Origin of the sequence: Marinobacter sp. CH_CUG1437-1, from assembly GCF_037029655.1 — a bacterium.
Lineage (GTDB): Bacteria > Pseudomonadota > Gammaproteobacteria > Pseudomonadales > Oleiphilaceae > Marinobacter > Marinobacter salsuginis.
The window spans coordinates 151,926-165,974 of record NZ_JAYMEW010000007.1 but is presented as its reverse complement, the minus strand read 5'-3'; the positions used below and the strand labels follow the sequence as shown (position 1 = coordinate 165,974).

The following is a 14,049-nucleotide window of genomic DNA, read 5'->3' as shown; positions in this document are numbered from 1 at the left end:
GGTGTGGAAATGGTTATGCCGGGTGACAACGTCAAGATGAGTGTTACCCTGATTGCTCCGATCGCCATGGAAGATGGCCTGCGCTTCGCGATTCGCGAAGGCGGCCGTACCGTTGGTGCCGGCGTAGTCTCCAAGATCATCGAGTAATCTCCTCGTTTGATCAGGAAAAAGGGGCTGATTCTTCAGCCCCTTTTTCTGTTTCAGTCGCAAAGCCTGCCTGACCTGGTCAACCAGCATTGTTGTTGACAGGGTTGGGTATTATGCATACAATGCGGCTCCTTTTTTTGAAGGTCGGCTAACAAGTAGCTGCTACGAGTGGAGTTTGGTGCATCATGCAAAGCCAAAAAATTCGAATCCGGTTGAAGGCGTTTGATTATCGCCTGATCGACCAGTCCACGCAGGAGATCGTCGATACCGCCAAGCGGACCGGCGCTCAGGTGCGTGGCCCTATCCCTCTGCCGACGCGGAAGGAAAAGTACACCGTATTGATCTCTCCGCACGTCAACAAGGACGCGCGCGATCAGTATGAAATTCGTACGCATAAGCGTTTGCTCGACATCGTTGAGCCGACGGAAAAGACAGTAGATGCTCTGATGAAACTGGACCTGGCAGCAGGTGTAGACGTTCAGATCAGCCTCGGCTAATACCGCCCGGTATTAGTCTGTGTAACTGTCATAAGGCCATAGAGGGTGAGAGCCCCGTACACTTAAGAGGTGAAACATGGCAATTGGTGTTGTCGGTCGTAAGGCCGGTATGACCCGTATTTTTACGGAAGATGGGCAGGCGCTGCCCGTAACGGTAATCGAGGTTGAGCCCAACCGCATTACCCAACTGAAAACTCTTGAAAGCGATGGCTACCGCGCCGTACAGGTGACAGTCGGTACTCGTCGTTCCTCTCGTGTTACCAAGAGCGAAGCGGGCCATTTTGCCAAGGCTGGCGTTGAAGCCGGTCGTGGTATGTGGGAATTCCGTCTTGCTGATGGCGAAGGTGAAGACCTGGCCGCCGGTGGCGAAATTACAGCTTCTGTATTTGAGGACGGTCAGGTGGTTGATGCCATCGGTCAGTCCAAGGGTAAAGGCTTCCAGGGCGGCGTAAAGCGCTGGAACTTCTCAATGCAGGACGCCACTCACGGTAACTCTCTGTCTCACCGTGCTCCGGGTTCCATTGGTCAGAACCAGACTCCGGGCAAGGTATTCAAGGGCAAAAAGATGGCGGGCCAGATGGGTAACGCTCAGGTAACTGTGCAGAACCTGAAGATCGTCCGTGTCGACGCCGAGCGCAACCTGCTGCTGGTAAGTGGTGCCGTTCCCGGCGCAACTGGCGGCGATGTTGTCATCAAGCCTGCAGTTAAAGCCTGAGGAGCGGTGCGATGGAATTGACTATTACAGGTAGCGGCAAAGGAATTTCTGTTTCCGACGCCGCATTCGCCAAAGATTTTAACGAGTCGCTGGTTCACCAGGTTGTGACTGCCTACATGGCAGGCGCCCGCCAGGGTACCAAGGCTCAGAAGACGCGTTCCGAAGTAAGCGGTGGCGGTAAGAAGCCATGGCGTCAGAAGGGTACCGGTCGTGCCCGAGCTGGTACCATCCGCAGCCCGATCTGGCGCTCCGGTGGCGTTACCTTTGCTGCCAAGCCCCGTGGCTTCGAGCAGAAGGTTAACCGCAAAATGTACCGCGCAGCGATGCGCTCCATTTTTTCCGAGCTGGTTCGCCAGGAGCGTCTGGTTGTTGTTGACGACATGAACGTTGACAGCCCGAAGACCAAGGCATTCAACGCCAAGCTGAAGGACATCGGTGTGACCAATGCGCTGATTCTGTCCGACAACGTCGAGCAGAACCTGCACCTGGCCTCACGCAACATCCCGCACGTTGATGTGCGTGATATTGCTGGCCTCGATCCGGTTAGCCTGGTTGCCTTCGAGAAGGTCGTTGTGACCGTTCCCGCTCTGAAGAAGATCGAGGAGATGCTGGGATGAATCAGGAACGTATTTACAAGGTCCTGCTTGGACCGCACGTATCGGAAAAAGCGTCTCTGGCAGCAGAGCGTGGTCAGGTTGTGTTTCGTGTAGCACCCGATGCCACCAAGCCCGAGATCAAGAAAGCCGTTGAGCAGCTGTTCAACGTCACCGTAGAAGGTGTTCAGGTTCTGAACCGTAAGGGTAAGCTCAAGCGCACTATCCGCGGGTTCGGCAAGCGTAATGACATTCGTAAGGCTTACGTCAAGCTGGCAGAAGGTCAGGACATCGATTTTCTGGATGTGGAATAAGGTAAAGGGGTCGTAATATGCCGATCGTCAAAACCAAACCAACATCTGCCGGACGCCGTCACGTTGTAAAGCTTTACAACCCGGATCTCCATACTGGGCGCCCCTACGAGCCGTTGGTAGAAAGAAAGAACAAGACGGGTGGTCGTAACAATGTAGGCCGCATCACAACCCGTCACACGGGTGGTGGCCACAAGAAGCACTACCGTGTCATCGATTTCAAGCGGACCAAAGATGGTATCCCGGCGGTCATTGAGCGCCTGGAATACGATCCGAACCGCTCTGCGCACATTGCACTGCTGAAGTATGCCGATGGCGAGCGTCGCTACATTATCGCTCCCAAGGGTATGCAGATCGGTGATCCTGTGCGCTCTGGTATCGACGCGCCAATCAAGGTGGGTAGCACTCTGCCGCTCCGGAACATTCCGGTCGGTTCTGTGATCCACTGCGTCGAACTCAAGCCTGGCAAAGGTGCACAGCTGGCTCGCTCTGCGGGCGCATCCGTACAGCTGGTTGCCCGGGAAGGTGCATATGCCACCATCCGCCTGCGCTCAGGTGAAATGCGTAAGGTGCTTGTAGATTGCCGTGCAACGCTGGGTGAAGTATCCAACAGCGAGCACAGCCTCAAGCAGCTTGGTAAAGCGGGTGCATCACGTTGGCGCGGCAAACGGCCAACAGTACGTGGTGTTGCTATGAACCCAGTTGACCACCCGCATGGTGGTGGTGAAGGGCGTACCTCTGGCGGGCGTCACCCGGTTACTCCGTGGGGTGTTCCGACCAAAGGGCATAAGACTCGTAAGAACAAGCGTACTGACAAGATGATAGTACGTCGTCGTTCGGCCAAGTAAACGACTACATAGAGGTAATTGCTGTGCCACGTTCTTTGAAGAAAGGTCCTTTTATAGACCTGCATCTGTTGAAGAAGGTCGAGGCAGCTCTGGAAGCTAACGACAAGCGGCCGATCAAAACCTGGTCCCGCCGGTCAACAGTCTTTCCAGAGATGGTAGGCCTGACCATTGCAGTCCACAACGGCAAGCAGCACGTGCCGGTTTATGTCACCGAAGATATGGTTGGACATAAGCTGGGTGAGTTCGCGGCAACGCGTACTTATCGTGGTCATGCGGCCGACAAGAAAGCTAAACGCTGATTCTGAGGTAATCGAAATGGAAGTAGCAGCCAAGTACAAGGGCGCTCGCCTCTCAGCTCAGAAAGCACGTCTTGTCGCTGACCAAGTACGCGGCAAGGCTGTTGAGGACGCCCTGAACATTCTGACTTTCAGCCCGAAGAAGGCGGCGGTCGTGATCAAGAAAGCTCTTGAGTCCGCCATCGCCAACGCTGAGCACAACGAAGGTCTGGACGTTGACGAACTGCGGGTTTCCACCGTCATGGTGGATGAGGGTCCGACGCTCAAGCGAATCAAAGCTCGAGCCAAGGGGCGCGCTGACCGTATTTTCAAGCGCACCTGCCATATCACCGTCAAGGTCGCCGACAAGTAGGAGATGCTCAGATGGGTCATAAAGTAAATCCAACCGGCATTCGCCTGGGTGTGATCAAAGAGCACAACTCAGTCTGGTATGCCGACAAAAAGGAATACTCCAAGAACCTGCTGAATGACATTCAGGTTCGTGAGTTCCTCGACAAGCGTCTGGTTAAGGCGTCTGTCAGCAAGATTGTGATCGAGCGCCCTGCTCAGAACGCCCGTATCACGATCCATACTGCCCGTCCCGGTATTGTTATCGGTAAGAAGGGTGAAGATGTTGATCGTCTGCGTCGCGAAGTCAGCGACATGATGGGTGTGCCTGTGCACATCAACATCGAAGAAGTCCGCAAGCCGGACCTCGATGCCCGCCTGGTAGCGCAAAACGTTGCCGGCCAGCTGGAGCGTCGTGTGATGTTCCGTCGCGCTATGAAGCGTGCGGTACAGAACGCCATGCGCCAGGGTGCCAAGGGTATCAAGATCCAGGTAGGCGGTCGTCTCGGGGGTGCTGAAATCGCGCGTTCCGAGTGGTATCGCGAAGGTCGTGTTCCTCTGCACACTCTGCGTGCAGATATTGATTACGCAACCTACGAAGCGCATACCACTTACGGCGTAATCGGCGTCAAGGTATGGATCTTCAAAGGTGAGATTCTTGGTGGTATGGAGCAGGTCCGTGCTGACAAGAAAGCCTCTGGGAAGAAAGGTTCTAAGTAAAGGGGCACTCTTATGCTGCAACCAAAACGCACCAAATTCCGCAAGGTAATGAAAGGCCGTAACACCGGTCTTGCTCACCGCGCCAACAAGGTGAGCTTCGGTGAATACGGATTGAAGGCGACCAGTCGTGGGCGTATAACTGCGCGCCAGATTGAGGCGGCACGTCGTACCATGACTCGCCGCATCAAGCGGGGCGGAAAGATCTGGATCCGGATTTTCCCGGACAAGCCGATCTCCAGCAAGCCGCTTGAAGTTCGAATGGGTAAAGGTAAAGGTTCTGTCGAGTATTGGGTGGCTGAAATCCAGCCAGGCCGCATGCTCTACGAGATGGAAGGCGTTGCTGAAGACGTAGCACGCGATGCGTTCACTCTCGCCGCGGCCAAACTGCCGGTACAGACCACCTTTGTAACGAGGACGGTGATGTGATGAAAGCAACAGAGCTGCGTGAAAAGTCAGTCGAGGAGCTGAACAAAGAGCTGATCGACCTCCTGAAGGAGCAGTTCAACCTGCGCATGCGTAAGGCGACAGGTCAGCTGAATCAGTCTCACCTTCTCGGCAAGGTGAAGCGCGACATCGCTCGCGTGAAAACAGTATTGAACGAAAAGGCAGGACAGTGACATGACCGAAGCTACCCAAACTGCCAGAACTCTGAGCGGCAAGGTCGTGAGCAACAAGATGGAGAAATCCATCGTGGTGCTGGTCGAGCGTCAGGTGAAACACCCGCTGTACGGTAAGTACATGAAGCGTTCAACCAAGATCCACGCTCACGATGAGAGCAATCAGTGCAACATCGGTGACACTGTGACCATTCAGGAAACCCGTCCGGTCTCCAAGACCAAGAGCTGGGCCCTGGTGGAAGTCACTGAACGTGCATCCAAGGTGTAATTCGCCCGGAGAACAACCATGATTCAGACTCAAACAATGCTTGAAGTCGCGGATAACAGCGGTGCGCGTCAGGTGATGTGCATCAAGGTCCTGGGCGGTTCACACCGGCGTTATGCCAGCGTTGGGGATATCATCAAGGTGACCGTCAAGGAAGCCATTCCCCGCGGTAAGGTGAAGAAAGGCCAGGTCCTGAAAGCTGTCGTGGTGCGCACTCGTAAGGGTGTTCGCCGTCCCGACGGTTCGCTGATCCGTTTCGACGGAAACGCGGCAGTACTTCTGAACAATCAGGACGCTCCTATCGGTACCCGTATCTTCGGACCGGTTACCCGTGAACTGCGTAATGAGAAGTTCATGAAAATTATCTCACTGGCACCCGAAGTACTTTAAAGGACCAGAGGCCGGTTATGAAAAAGATCAAACGAGATGACGAAGTAATCGTCACCACGGGGAAAGACAAAGGCAAACGTGGTAAAGTCCTGAAGGTTCAGGACGATGGCCGCATGGTTGTTTCAGGGATCAATATGATCAAGAAGCACACCAAGCCGAACCCGATGCTGGGCACCCCAGGTGGCATCGTCGAAAAAGAAGCACCTATCCAGGCTTCCAACGTGGCTATTTTTAATCCGCAGACCGGCAAAGCCGATCGCGTAGGCTTCCAGATCAAGGAAGACGGCGCGAAAGTGCGGATCTTCAAGTCCACGAATGAAGCTGTCGATAACCAGTAAGCGGTGGTGGTTACGATGCTTAACATGAAAGAGCAGTACAGTAAGGAAGTGGTACCCGCCCTGCAGAAAGAGTTCAGCTACAAGAACATCATGCAGGTGCCGCGTATCGAAAAGATCACCCTTAACATGGGTGTCGGCGAAGCGGTTGGTGACAAGAAGCTGATTGAAAATGCCGTGGCGGATCTTGAGCGCCTGGCAGGTCAGAAAGCCGTTGTTACCAAGGCACGTAAATCCGTTGCGGGTTTCAAGATCCGTGAAGGTTGGCCTATCGGCTGTAAGGTTACCCTGCGCGGCGAGCGTATGTGGGACTTCTTTGATCGCCTGGTTCACATTGCGGTTCCCCGCATTCGTGACTTCCGGGGTCTGAATCCCAAGTCGTTCGACGGTCGTGGTAACTACAGCATGGGTGTGCGTGAGCAGATCATTTTCCCAGAGATCGAGTACGACAAAGTCGACAAGATCCGTGGTCTGGACATCACCATTACCACCACTGCCGGTACCGACGATGAAGGTCGCGAACTGTTGAAAGCCTTTGGCTTTCCGTTCAAGAAATAAGGAACGAGTGTAATGGCTAAGGTTTCCATGAAAAACCGTGAGCTCAAGCGCGAAAAGACCGTTGCAAAGTTTGCAGCGAAGCGTGCCGAGCTCAAGGCGATTATCAAGAACCCGAATACCAGCGATGAAGAGCGGTGGGATGCACAGATGAAGCTTCAGCAGCTTCCTCGCGATGCTTCTCCCTCACGTCTTCGTAATCGTTGCCAGGTGACTGGTCGTCCCCACGGCGTTCTGCGCAAGTTCGAGCTGTCACGGATCAAGCTCCGTGAATACGGCATGCGCGGTGACGTTCCGGGCCTGACCAAGGCAAGCTGGTAAGATAGGCATCCTGACTTCGGTCAGGTGCCTGTTGGTAAGCGGTGCGGCAAGCCGCTGCACAACTAAAAAGATCAGGAGCCTCATACCAATGAGTATGCAAGACACGCTTGCGGATATGTTTACCCGTATCCGTAATGCACAGATGGCATCAAAAGCAGACGTTACGATGCCGTCTTCAAAGATGAAGATCTCCGTAGCCCAAGTCCTGAAGGACGAAGGTTATGTTGACGATTTCTCCGTTTCAGCCGACGCGAAGCCCGAGCTGACGATTACTCTGAAATACTTCGGCGGCAAGCCGGTTATTGAAGAGATCAAGCGGGTCAGCCGTCCGAGTCTGCGCCAGTACAAAGGCGCTGGGGAACTGCCGAAAGTATCCGGTGGTCTGGGAGTCGCGATTGTCTCAACGTCCAAGGGCGTTATGACAGACCGCGCCGCACGAGCTGCTGGCGTGGGTGGCGAAGTCATCTGCACCGTATTCTAGGAGATACACATGTCCAGGGTTGCCAATAATCCTGTCGTGCTGCCTTCCGGTGTTGAGGTTAAGCTGAACGGACAGGAAATTAGTGTGAAGGGTTCCAAGGGAGCGCTTCAAATCACCATTCACCAGGCGGTTGAAGTAAAGCAGGAAGAAAATGTTCTGCGCTTTGCGGCCCGCGATGGTGCTACAAAGTCCCGCGCTCTTGCTGGTACTACTCGTGCACTGGTCAACAACATGGTGACCGGTGTTTCCACAGGCTGGGAACGTAAACTCCAGCTGACGGGCGTAGGTTACCGTGCCCAGGCGCAAGGTAAGAAGCTCAATCTGACACTGGGTTTTTCTCACCCGGTGGAGTACGAGCTGCCCGAGGGGATTACCGCAGAAACTCCGTCCAATACGGAAGTTGTAATTCGCGGTATCGACAAGCAACAGGTTGGCCAGGTCGCTGCGGAAGTCCGCGCGTTCCGTCCGCCCGAGCCTTATAAGGGTAAGGGTGTTCGTTATGCGGATGAGCAGGTCAGACGCAAAGAAGCCAAGAAGAAATAAGGCGGGACTATGAGCGCGAATAACGAAAGATTGCGTCGCGCACGCAAAGTGCGCATGAAGATCCGTGAACTGGGTACCAATCGTCTGTGCGTTCACCGCACACCGCGTCACATGTACGCCCAGGTCACGACTGCAGACGGCAGCAAAGTGCTGGCTTCTGCCTCCACGTTGGATAAGGAACTGCGCCAGGGTGCAACCGGTAACGTGGACGCTGCCAAGAAGGTTGGTCAGCTGATTGCTGAGCGTGCCAAGGCAGCAGGTGTTGAGCAGGTTGCTTTTGACCGCTCCGGTTACCGTTATCACGGCCGTATTCAGGCTCTGGCCGACGCAGCCCGTGAAGCTGGCTTGCAATTCTAAGAGGTGGAGAAGATGAGCGTTAACGAACAGAAGGCGCCTGAGCTCCAGGAGAAGCTGGTCCAGGTCAATCGTGTCGCCAAAGTTGTTAAAGGTGGCCGTATTTTCGCCTTCACCGCACTGACAGTAGTGGGTGATGGTAAAGGTCGCGTTGGTTTTGGTCGTGGCAAGGCGCGTGAAGTGCCGGTCGCCATCCAGAAGGCCATGGAAGCTGCACGCAAGAACATGGTAGAAGTTCCGCTTGACGGCACTACCCTGCAATACCCGGTCAAGGCTCAGCATGGCGGCTCTAAGGTCTACATGCAGCCAGCTTCCGAAGGTACTGGTATCATCGCCGGCGGTGCGATGCGTGCGGTACTGGAAGTGGCGGGTGTTCAGAACGTACTGTCCAAGTGTTACGGGTCTACCAACCCGGTGAACGTGGTACGTTCCACCATCAAGGGTCTCCAGGCAACTCAAGCGCCTGAAGATATTGCAGCCAAGCGCGGTAAGACCGTGGAAGAGATTCTGGGTTGAAGTCATGGCGAACGCAAAAACGATCAAAGTAACTCTGACCCGCAGCCCCATCGGCTGCCAGCCCAAGCACAAGCTGTGCGTCAAGGGCCTGGGTCTTCGTAAAATCGGTCACACCGTGGAAGTGGAAGATACTCCGTCTATCCGCGGCATGATCAACCGGGTTGATTACCTGGTTCGGGTTGAGGAGAACTAAGATGCGTCTGAACGAACTTAGTCCGGAACCCGGTTCACGCCAGGCACCCAAGCGTGTCGGTCGTGGTATCGGTAGCGGTCTCGGTAAAACCGGCGGTCGTGGTCACAAAGGTCTGAAATCCCGTTCCGGCGGCAGCGTAGCGCCCGGTTTCGAGGGTGGTCAGCAGCCGTTGGCCCGTCGTCTGCCGAAGTTTGGTTTCACCTCCCGTCAGCAGCGTTACGTTGCAGAAATTCGCCTGAACGAATTGGCGAAGGTTGAAGGCGATGTGGTGGATCTGGAAGCCCTGAAAAAGGCGGACATCATTCGCGGGGAAATTCGCGAAGCCAAGGTTATCCTGTCTGGTGAATTGAGCCGGCCGGTAACCGTGAAGGGACTTCGGGTAACCAAAGGCGCGCGCGAGGCAATTTCTGCCGCGGGTGGTAAAGTCGAAGACTAAGGCGAGTCGAGGACTAAATGGCCAAGAACGCATCATTGCCTGCGGGCGCGGGTAAAGGACTGGCAGAGCTGCGATCGCGGCTCTGGTTTGTCTTCCTGGCATTGCTGGTGTACCGGATCGGTGCCCACATCCCTGTGCCGGGTATCAACCCCGACCGTCTGGCGGCACTGTTTGAACAGAACCAGGGCACAATCCTGAGCATGTTCAACATGTTTTCCGGTGGTGCGCTTGAGCGCATGAGTATCTTCGCTCTCGGTATCATGCCGTATATTTCGGCCTCTATAATCATGCAGCTCATGACTGCGGTCAGCCCGCAGCTTGAGCAGCTGAAAAAAGAAGGCGAAGCTGGTCGTCGTAAGATCAGCCAGTACACGCGGTATGGTACGGTTATCCTGGCCCTGGTTCAGGGTTTTGGTATTTCTGTCGGCCTGGCATCACAGGGTGTCACCTTCAATGACAGCTTCAGCTTCCACTTCGTGGCAGTTGTGTCGTTCGTAAGTGGTGCCGTGTTCATGATGTGGCTTGGCGAGCAGATCACCGAGCGGGGTGTCGGTAACGGCATTTCTCTCCTGATCTTCGCCGGTATTGTTGCCGGGTTGCCCGGCGCTATCGGTCAGACGCTCGAGCAGGCCCGTAATGGTGAGATGAGCCTGCTGGTCGTCCTGGGTATTGGCGTTCTTGCGGTTGCTGTCATTGGCTTCGTGGTGTTCATGGAGCGCGGTCAGCGCCGGTTGACGATCAACTACGCCAAGCGGCAACAGGGGCGCCGGGTGTTTGCCCAGCAGTCCAGCCATTTGCCTTTGAAGGTGAACATGGCGGGTGTCATTCCGCCGATCTTCGCCTCATCCATTCTGCTGTTCCCTGCATCCCTGGGTCAGTGGTTCGGCCAGGGCGAAGGTATGGAATGGTTGAGTGATATCTCCCAGGCCCTGGCGCCAAGCCAGCCGTTGTACATTATCCTGTTTGCGGCAGCAGTGGTTTTCTTCTGCTTCTTCTACACAGCGTTGATGTACAACCCGAAAGAAGTTGCGGATAACCTCAAGCGCTCTGGAGCGTTTATTCCGGGCATTCGTCCTGGTGATCAGACTGCCAAGTATATCGATGGTGTTCTGACCCGACTGACGCTGTTCGGTGCAATGTACATTGCAGCAGTTTCCCTGTTCCCTCAGTTCCTGATGGTGGCCGGGAATGTTCCGTTCTATCTGGGCGGTACCTCACTGCTGATTGTTGTAGTCGTGGTGATGGATTTCATGGCGCAGGTTCAGTCGCACCTGATGTCCCATCAGTATGAATCACTGATGAAGAAGTCCAATCTCAAGGGCTATGGTCGGAACGGTTAACCCCGTTCCCCTTGAAAACTGGAGTCGACAATGAAAGTACGCGCTTCGGTAAAGAAAATTTGCCGTAACTGCAAAGTAATTCGTCGCAATGGCTCGGTACGAGTCATTTGCTCGGAGCCTCGTCACAAGCAACGCCAGGGCTGATTCCTGAAGGAATCCTTCCTGACATTGTAGGGTTTCGAAATGATGGCGCTTGACTCCATGCGGGGTCAGGCGCTATTATTTCGCGCCCTTTTTGTGGCGGAAAATTCACACAGCAAAGCTTTGAACGCGGAGTAATTTGGATGGCACGTATAGCCGGTGTCAATATACCCGATCACAAACATGCTGTTGTCTCGCTGACCTACATCTTTGGTGTTGGCAAGACCACAGCCCAGAAGCTTTGCGATGCAACCGGCGTCAAGCCGGACGTCAAGGTCAAAGACCTTAGCGATGAGCAGCTTGAAGCACTTCGTACCGAAGTGGGCAAGGTGTCTGTCGAAGGCGATCTGCGTCGTGAAGTACAGATGAACATCAAGCGTTTGAAGGATCTCGGATGCCACCGTGGTCTGCGTCATCGTCATGGCCTTCCGGTCCGTGGCCAGCGCACCAAGACCAACGCACGCACCCGTAAAGGTCCACGCAAACCTATTCGTAAGTAACAGGTAGGCAAACATGGCAAAGCCAGGTACACGTACCCGTAAAAAGGTGAAAAAGACGGTTGTTGATGGCGTCGCGCACATTCACGCGTCCTTCAACAACACTATCGTGACCATTTCTGACCGTCAGGGCAACGTCCTGTCCTGGGCCACCTCCGGTGGTTCCGGTTTCCGTGGGTCACGCAAGAGTACACCTTTTGCTGCGCAGGTAGCAGCTGAAAGAGCCGGTAATGCGGCTGCTGAATACGGCCTTAAAAACCTGGACGTAGAGGTTAAGGGTCCTGGGCCCGGACGTGAATCTGCAGTTCGCGCGCTGAACGCGTGTGGCTACAAGATCACCAACATCACAGATGTGACGCCGATTCCCCACAACGGCTGTCGTCCGCCCAAGAAGCGCCGCGTCTAACACAGGAGACAGTGAATTATGGCTCGTTATATAGGCCCGAAGTGCAAGCTGTCTCGTCGTGAAGGGACAGATCTTTTTCTGAAGAGCGGTGTTCGCGCGCTCGATTCAAAGTGCAACATCGAGACTCCGCCGGGTATGCACGGCGCGCGTCGCGGTCGTCTGTCCGAGTACGGCGTACAGCTTCGTGAAAAACAGAAAGTTCGTCGTATCTACGGCGTTCTCGAGAAGCAGTTCCGCAACTATTACAAGGAGGCCGCCCGAGGCAAGGGTGCAACCGGTGAAAACCTGCTGCAACTTCTGGAAGGCCGTCTTGATAACGTTGTATACCGCATGGGCTTTGGTTCCACCCGTGCAGAAGCCCGTCAGCTCGTCTCTCACAAGGCGATCCTGGTTAACGACAAGTCGGTGAACATCCCGTCTTACCAGGTCCGTCCGGGTGATGTTGTGAGCGTGCGTGAGAAGGCGAAGAACCAGCTGCGTGTTAAAGGCGCACTGGATCTGTCTGCAAGCCGTGCACCGGTGAGCTGGGTAGAGGTCGACGCCAACAAGATGTCCGGCGTTTACAAGTCAGTACCTGAGCGTACTGAACTGCCGGCCGACATCAACGAGAACCTCATCGTCGAGCTTTACTCCAAGTAAAGCCCAGTTAGCAACGATAGCAGATAGGGGCGTCTATGCAGCGTTCAGTACATGAGTTATTGACACCTCGTACCATTGACGTGAAGGAATCAAGTGCCACGCGTGCCAAGGTTACGCTTGAGCCTCTGGAAAGAGGCTTTGGTCATACCCTGGGCAGTGCACTGCGCCGGATTCTCTTGTCTTCGATGCCGGGCTGCGCCGTGACTGAAGCGCAGATCGACGGTGTCCTGCACGAGTACAGCGCCATTGAGGGTGTCCAGGAAGACGTCATCGAGATTCTTCTGAATCTCAAAGGCGTAGCCGTAAAAATGAACGGTCGGGACGATGCCGAGCTTACGCTCAGCAAGAAAGGCCCGGGCGTTGTGACAGCCGGTGATATCAAGCTGGATCATGACGTCGAGATTGCCAACCCGGAGCACGTGATCTGTCACCTTAGCGAGAATGGTGAAGTGAACATGCGTCTCCGTGTGGCTCGCGGTCGCGGCTATGAGCCGGCAGACCAGCGTGGTCTCGACGAGGACGAAACTCGCGCCATCGGACGCCTGCAGCTGGATGCAACATTCAGCCCGGTTCGTCGCGTGGCTTACTCCGTGGAAAGCGCACGGGTAGAGCAGCGGACCGATCTGGACAAGCTGGTTATCGACCTGGAGACCAATGGCACCATCGACCCGGAAGAAGCGATTCGCCGGGCGGCCACCATCCTCCAGCAGCAACTGGCGGTGTTTGTTGATTTCGATCATGAGAAAGAGCCTGAGCGCGTTGAGGAAGAGGAAGAAATCGATCCTATCCTGCTGCGCCCGGTTGATGATCTGGAATTGACAGTGCGTTCAGCTAACTGCTTGAAGGCTGAGAACATTTACTACATCGGCGATCTTATCCAGCGCACAGAAGTTGAGCTGTTGAAGACGCCTAACCTTGGTAAAAAGTCGCTGACCGAGATCAAGGACGTTTTGGCGTCCCGTGGTCTGTCACTGGGTATGCGTCTTGATAACTGGCCGCCGGCTAGCCTTCGTGGCGACGACCGGGTTCTGGGCGGTTAATCGCCGATTAGTTTAAGGTAAGGAATAAGAGCAATGCGTCATCGTAAGAGTGGTCGTAAGTTCAGCAGGACCAGTGCGCATCGCAAGGCCATGTTCCGTAACATGACTGCGTCACTGGTTGAACACGAGCTGATCAAAACAACGCTGCCGAAAGCCAAAGAGCTTCGTCGGGTAGCTGAGCCTTTGATCACGCTCTCCAAGAATGATTCGGTCGCGAATCGTCGTCTGGCGTTCTCACGCCTGCGTGACGATGCAGCGGTCGCCAAGCTGTTTGATGAGCTTGGCCCCCGTTACAGCGAGCGTCCGGGTGGATACCTTCGTATCCTGAAGTGTGGCTTCCGTGCCGGCGACAATGCCCCGATGGCATTTGTTGAGCTGGTTGGTCGCCCGCTGGATATCGAAGCGGAAGAGGTGGACGAAGACGAGGATTAATTTCTTCGGCTTTGGCCAACCACGAAGAAACCGGGTTCCGTGAGGTTCCCGGTTTTTTTGTGTCTGGGTTTTATATGTGACTGGCAGTCTGAGA

28 protein-coding genes and 1 pseudogene are annotated in these 14,049 nt (G+C 54.9%); all 29 read left to right on the top strand.

Translation table 11 applies throughout. From position 1 onward, the window contains the following. Positions 1-147: pseudogene (gene tuf, locus WA411_RS17035) on the top strand (elongation factor Tu); the annotation flags it as partial. A gap of 185 nt (positions 148-332) precedes the next feature. After that, complete coding sequence (gene rpsJ, locus WA411_RS17030; RefSeq protein WP_004580743.1) at positions 333-644, top strand: 30S ribosomal protein S10; 312 nt, start codon at positions 333-335, stop codon at positions 642-644. 76 nt (positions 645-720) lie between these two features. Then, the gene (gene rplC, locus WA411_RS17025; RefSeq protein WP_008174858.1) at positions 721-1,359 is read left to right on the top strand and encodes a 50S ribosomal protein L3; all 639 of its coding nucleotides are present in this window, start codon (positions 721-723) and stop codon (positions 1,357-1,359) included. 11 nt (positions 1,360-1,370) lie between these two features. Beyond that, complete coding sequence (rplD, locus tag WA411_RS17020) at positions 1,371-1,976, top strand: 50S ribosomal protein L4 (protein ID WP_008174860.1); 606 nt, start codon at positions 1,371-1,373, stop codon at positions 1,974-1,976. Further along, a complete protein-coding gene (gene rplW / locus WA411_RS17015) occupies positions 1,973-2,266 on the top strand; it encodes a 50S ribosomal protein L23 (protein WP_008174862.1) in 294 nt (97 codons plus the stop codon). The genes rplD and rplW overlap by 4 nt, the downstream gene beginning before the upstream one ends. Positions 2,267-2,283: 17 nt before the next feature. Next, positions 2,284-3,111, top strand: a complete 828-nt coding sequence (gene rplB / locus WA411_RS17010; protein ID WP_069185080.1) for a 50S ribosomal protein L2 — start codon at positions 2,284-2,286, stop codon at positions 3,109-3,111. 23 nt (positions 3,112-3,134) lie between these two features. Further along, positions 3,135-3,410 (top strand): 30S ribosomal protein S19, encoded by a 276-nt coding sequence (gene rpsS, locus WA411_RS17005; RefSeq protein ID WP_007154011.1) that lies wholly within the window; start codon positions 3,135-3,137, stop codon positions 3,408-3,410. Between the two features lie 16 nt (positions 3,411-3,426). Next, on the top strand, positions 3,427-3,759 hold the full coding sequence (rplV, locus tag WA411_RS17000) for a 50S ribosomal protein L22 (RefSeq protein ID WP_069185081.1): 333 nt from the start codon (positions 3,427-3,429) through the stop codon (positions 3,757-3,759). Between the two features lie 11 nt (positions 3,760-3,770). After that, positions 3,771-4,454, top strand: a complete 684-nt coding sequence (gene rpsC / locus WA411_RS16995; protein ID WP_008174872.1) for a 30S ribosomal protein S3 — start codon at positions 3,771-3,773, stop codon at positions 4,452-4,454. A gap of 12 nt (positions 4,455-4,466) precedes the next feature. Further along, a complete protein-coding gene (rplP, locus tag WA411_RS16990) occupies positions 4,467-4,880 on the top strand; it encodes a 50S ribosomal protein L16 (protein ID WP_069185082.1) in 414 nt (137 codons plus the stop codon). After that, positions 4,880-5,071 (top strand): 50S ribosomal protein L29, encoded by a 192-nt coding sequence (gene rpmC, locus WA411_RS16985; protein WP_008174877.1) that lies wholly within the window; start codon positions 4,880-4,882, stop codon positions 5,069-5,071. The genes rplP and rpmC overlap by 1 nt, the downstream gene beginning before the upstream one ends. A 1-nt stretch (position 5,072) precedes the next feature. Then, complete coding sequence (gene rpsQ, locus WA411_RS16980) at positions 5,073-5,339, top strand: 30S ribosomal protein S17 (RefSeq protein WP_008174879.1); 267 nt, start codon at positions 5,073-5,075, stop codon at positions 5,337-5,339. Between the two features lie 18 nt (positions 5,340-5,357). Beyond that, positions 5,358-5,726 carry a 50S ribosomal protein L14 gene (rplN, locus tag WA411_RS16975; protein ID WP_007154005.1) on the top strand — a complete coding sequence of 123 codons (369 nt, stop codon included), beginning with the start codon at positions 5,358-5,360 and terminating at the stop codon, positions 5,724-5,726. A 17-nt stretch (positions 5,727-5,743) separates the two neighbouring features. Then, the gene (rplX, locus tag WA411_RS16970) at positions 5,744-6,064 is read left to right on the top strand and encodes a 50S ribosomal protein L24 (protein WP_069185083.1); all 321 of its coding nucleotides are present in this window, start codon (positions 5,744-5,746) and stop codon (positions 6,062-6,064) included. A gap of 15 nt (positions 6,065-6,079) precedes the next feature. Then, positions 6,080-6,619, top strand: coding sequence for a 50S ribosomal protein L5 (rplE, locus tag WA411_RS16965; RefSeq protein ID WP_008174883.1), 540 nt, complete (start codon positions 6,080-6,082; stop codon positions 6,617-6,619). A gap of 12 nt (positions 6,620-6,631) precedes the next feature. Then, positions 6,632-6,937, top strand: coding sequence for a 30S ribosomal protein S14 (gene rpsN / locus WA411_RS16960; protein ID WP_012139779.1), 306 nt, complete (start codon positions 6,632-6,634; stop codon positions 6,935-6,937). Positions 6,938-7,025: 88 nt separating this feature from the next. Continuing rightward, positions 7,026-7,418, top strand: a complete 393-nt coding sequence (rpsH, locus tag WA411_RS16955) for a 30S ribosomal protein S8 (RefSeq protein ID WP_069185084.1) — start codon at positions 7,026-7,028, stop codon at positions 7,416-7,418. Positions 7,419-7,427: 9 nt separating this feature from the next. Then, entirely contained in the window at positions 7,428-7,961 is a 534-nt protein-coding gene (gene rplF / locus WA411_RS16950; RefSeq protein ID WP_008174888.1) for a 50S ribosomal protein L6, read from the top strand. 9 nt (positions 7,962-7,970) lie between these two features. Beyond that, positions 7,971-8,318, top strand: coding sequence for a 50S ribosomal protein L18 (gene rplR, locus WA411_RS16945; RefSeq protein WP_041341459.1), 348 nt, complete (start codon positions 7,971-7,973; stop codon positions 8,316-8,318). Between the two features lie 12 nt (positions 8,319-8,330). Continuing rightward, entirely contained in the window at positions 8,331-8,831 is a 501-nt protein-coding gene (gene rpsE / locus WA411_RS16940; protein WP_008174892.1) for a 30S ribosomal protein S5, read from the top strand. Between the two features lie 4 nt (positions 8,832-8,835). After that, on the top strand, positions 8,836-9,024 hold the full coding sequence (gene rpmD, locus WA411_RS16935; RefSeq protein WP_012139786.1) for a 50S ribosomal protein L30: 189 nt from the start codon (positions 8,836-8,838) through the stop codon (positions 9,022-9,024). Position 9,025: 1 nt separating this feature from the next. Further along, positions 9,026-9,460: a 50S ribosomal protein L15 gene (gene rplO / locus WA411_RS16930; RefSeq protein ID WP_069185085.1), complete on the top strand. Its 435-nt coding sequence runs from the start codon at positions 9,026-9,028 to the stop codon at positions 9,458-9,460. 17 nt (positions 9,461-9,477) lie between these two features. Next, complete coding sequence (secY, locus tag WA411_RS16925; protein WP_064230335.1) at positions 9,478-10,800, top strand: preprotein translocase subunit SecY; 1,323 nt, start codon at positions 9,478-9,480, stop codon at positions 10,798-10,800. Positions 10,801-10,830: 30 nt separating this feature from the next. Next, a complete protein-coding gene (gene rpmJ, locus WA411_RS16920; protein WP_008174902.1) occupies positions 10,831-10,944 on the top strand; it encodes a 50S ribosomal protein L36 in 114 nt (37 codons plus the stop codon). 140 nt (positions 10,945-11,084) lie between these two features. Next, positions 11,085-11,441 (top strand): 30S ribosomal protein S13, encoded by a 357-nt coding sequence (gene rpsM, locus WA411_RS16915; RefSeq protein WP_014575963.1) that lies wholly within the window; start codon positions 11,085-11,087, stop codon positions 11,439-11,441. 13 nt (positions 11,442-11,454) lie between these two features. After that, the gene (rpsK, locus tag WA411_RS16910) at positions 11,455-11,844 is read left to right on the top strand and encodes a 30S ribosomal protein S11 (protein ID WP_007153992.1); all 390 of its coding nucleotides are present in this window, start codon (positions 11,455-11,457) and stop codon (positions 11,842-11,844) included. 18 nt (positions 11,845-11,862) lie between these two features. After that, positions 11,863-12,483, top strand: coding sequence for a 30S ribosomal protein S4 (gene rpsD, locus WA411_RS16905; RefSeq protein ID WP_069185086.1), 621 nt, complete (start codon positions 11,863-11,865; stop codon positions 12,481-12,483). Between the two features lie 35 nt (positions 12,484-12,518). Beyond that, on the top strand, positions 12,519-13,523 hold the full coding sequence (locus WA411_RS16900; RefSeq protein WP_291909230.1) for a DNA-directed RNA polymerase subunit alpha: 1,005 nt from the start codon (positions 12,519-12,521) through the stop codon (positions 13,521-13,523). A 33-nt stretch (positions 13,524-13,556) separates the two neighbouring features. Beyond that, positions 13,557-13,955 (top strand): 50S ribosomal protein L17, encoded by a 399-nt coding sequence (gene rplQ, locus WA411_RS16895; RefSeq protein WP_064230334.1) that lies wholly within the window; start codon positions 13,557-13,559, stop codon positions 13,953-13,955. The last annotated feature ends 94 nt before the right edge of the window (positions 13,956-14,049 follow it).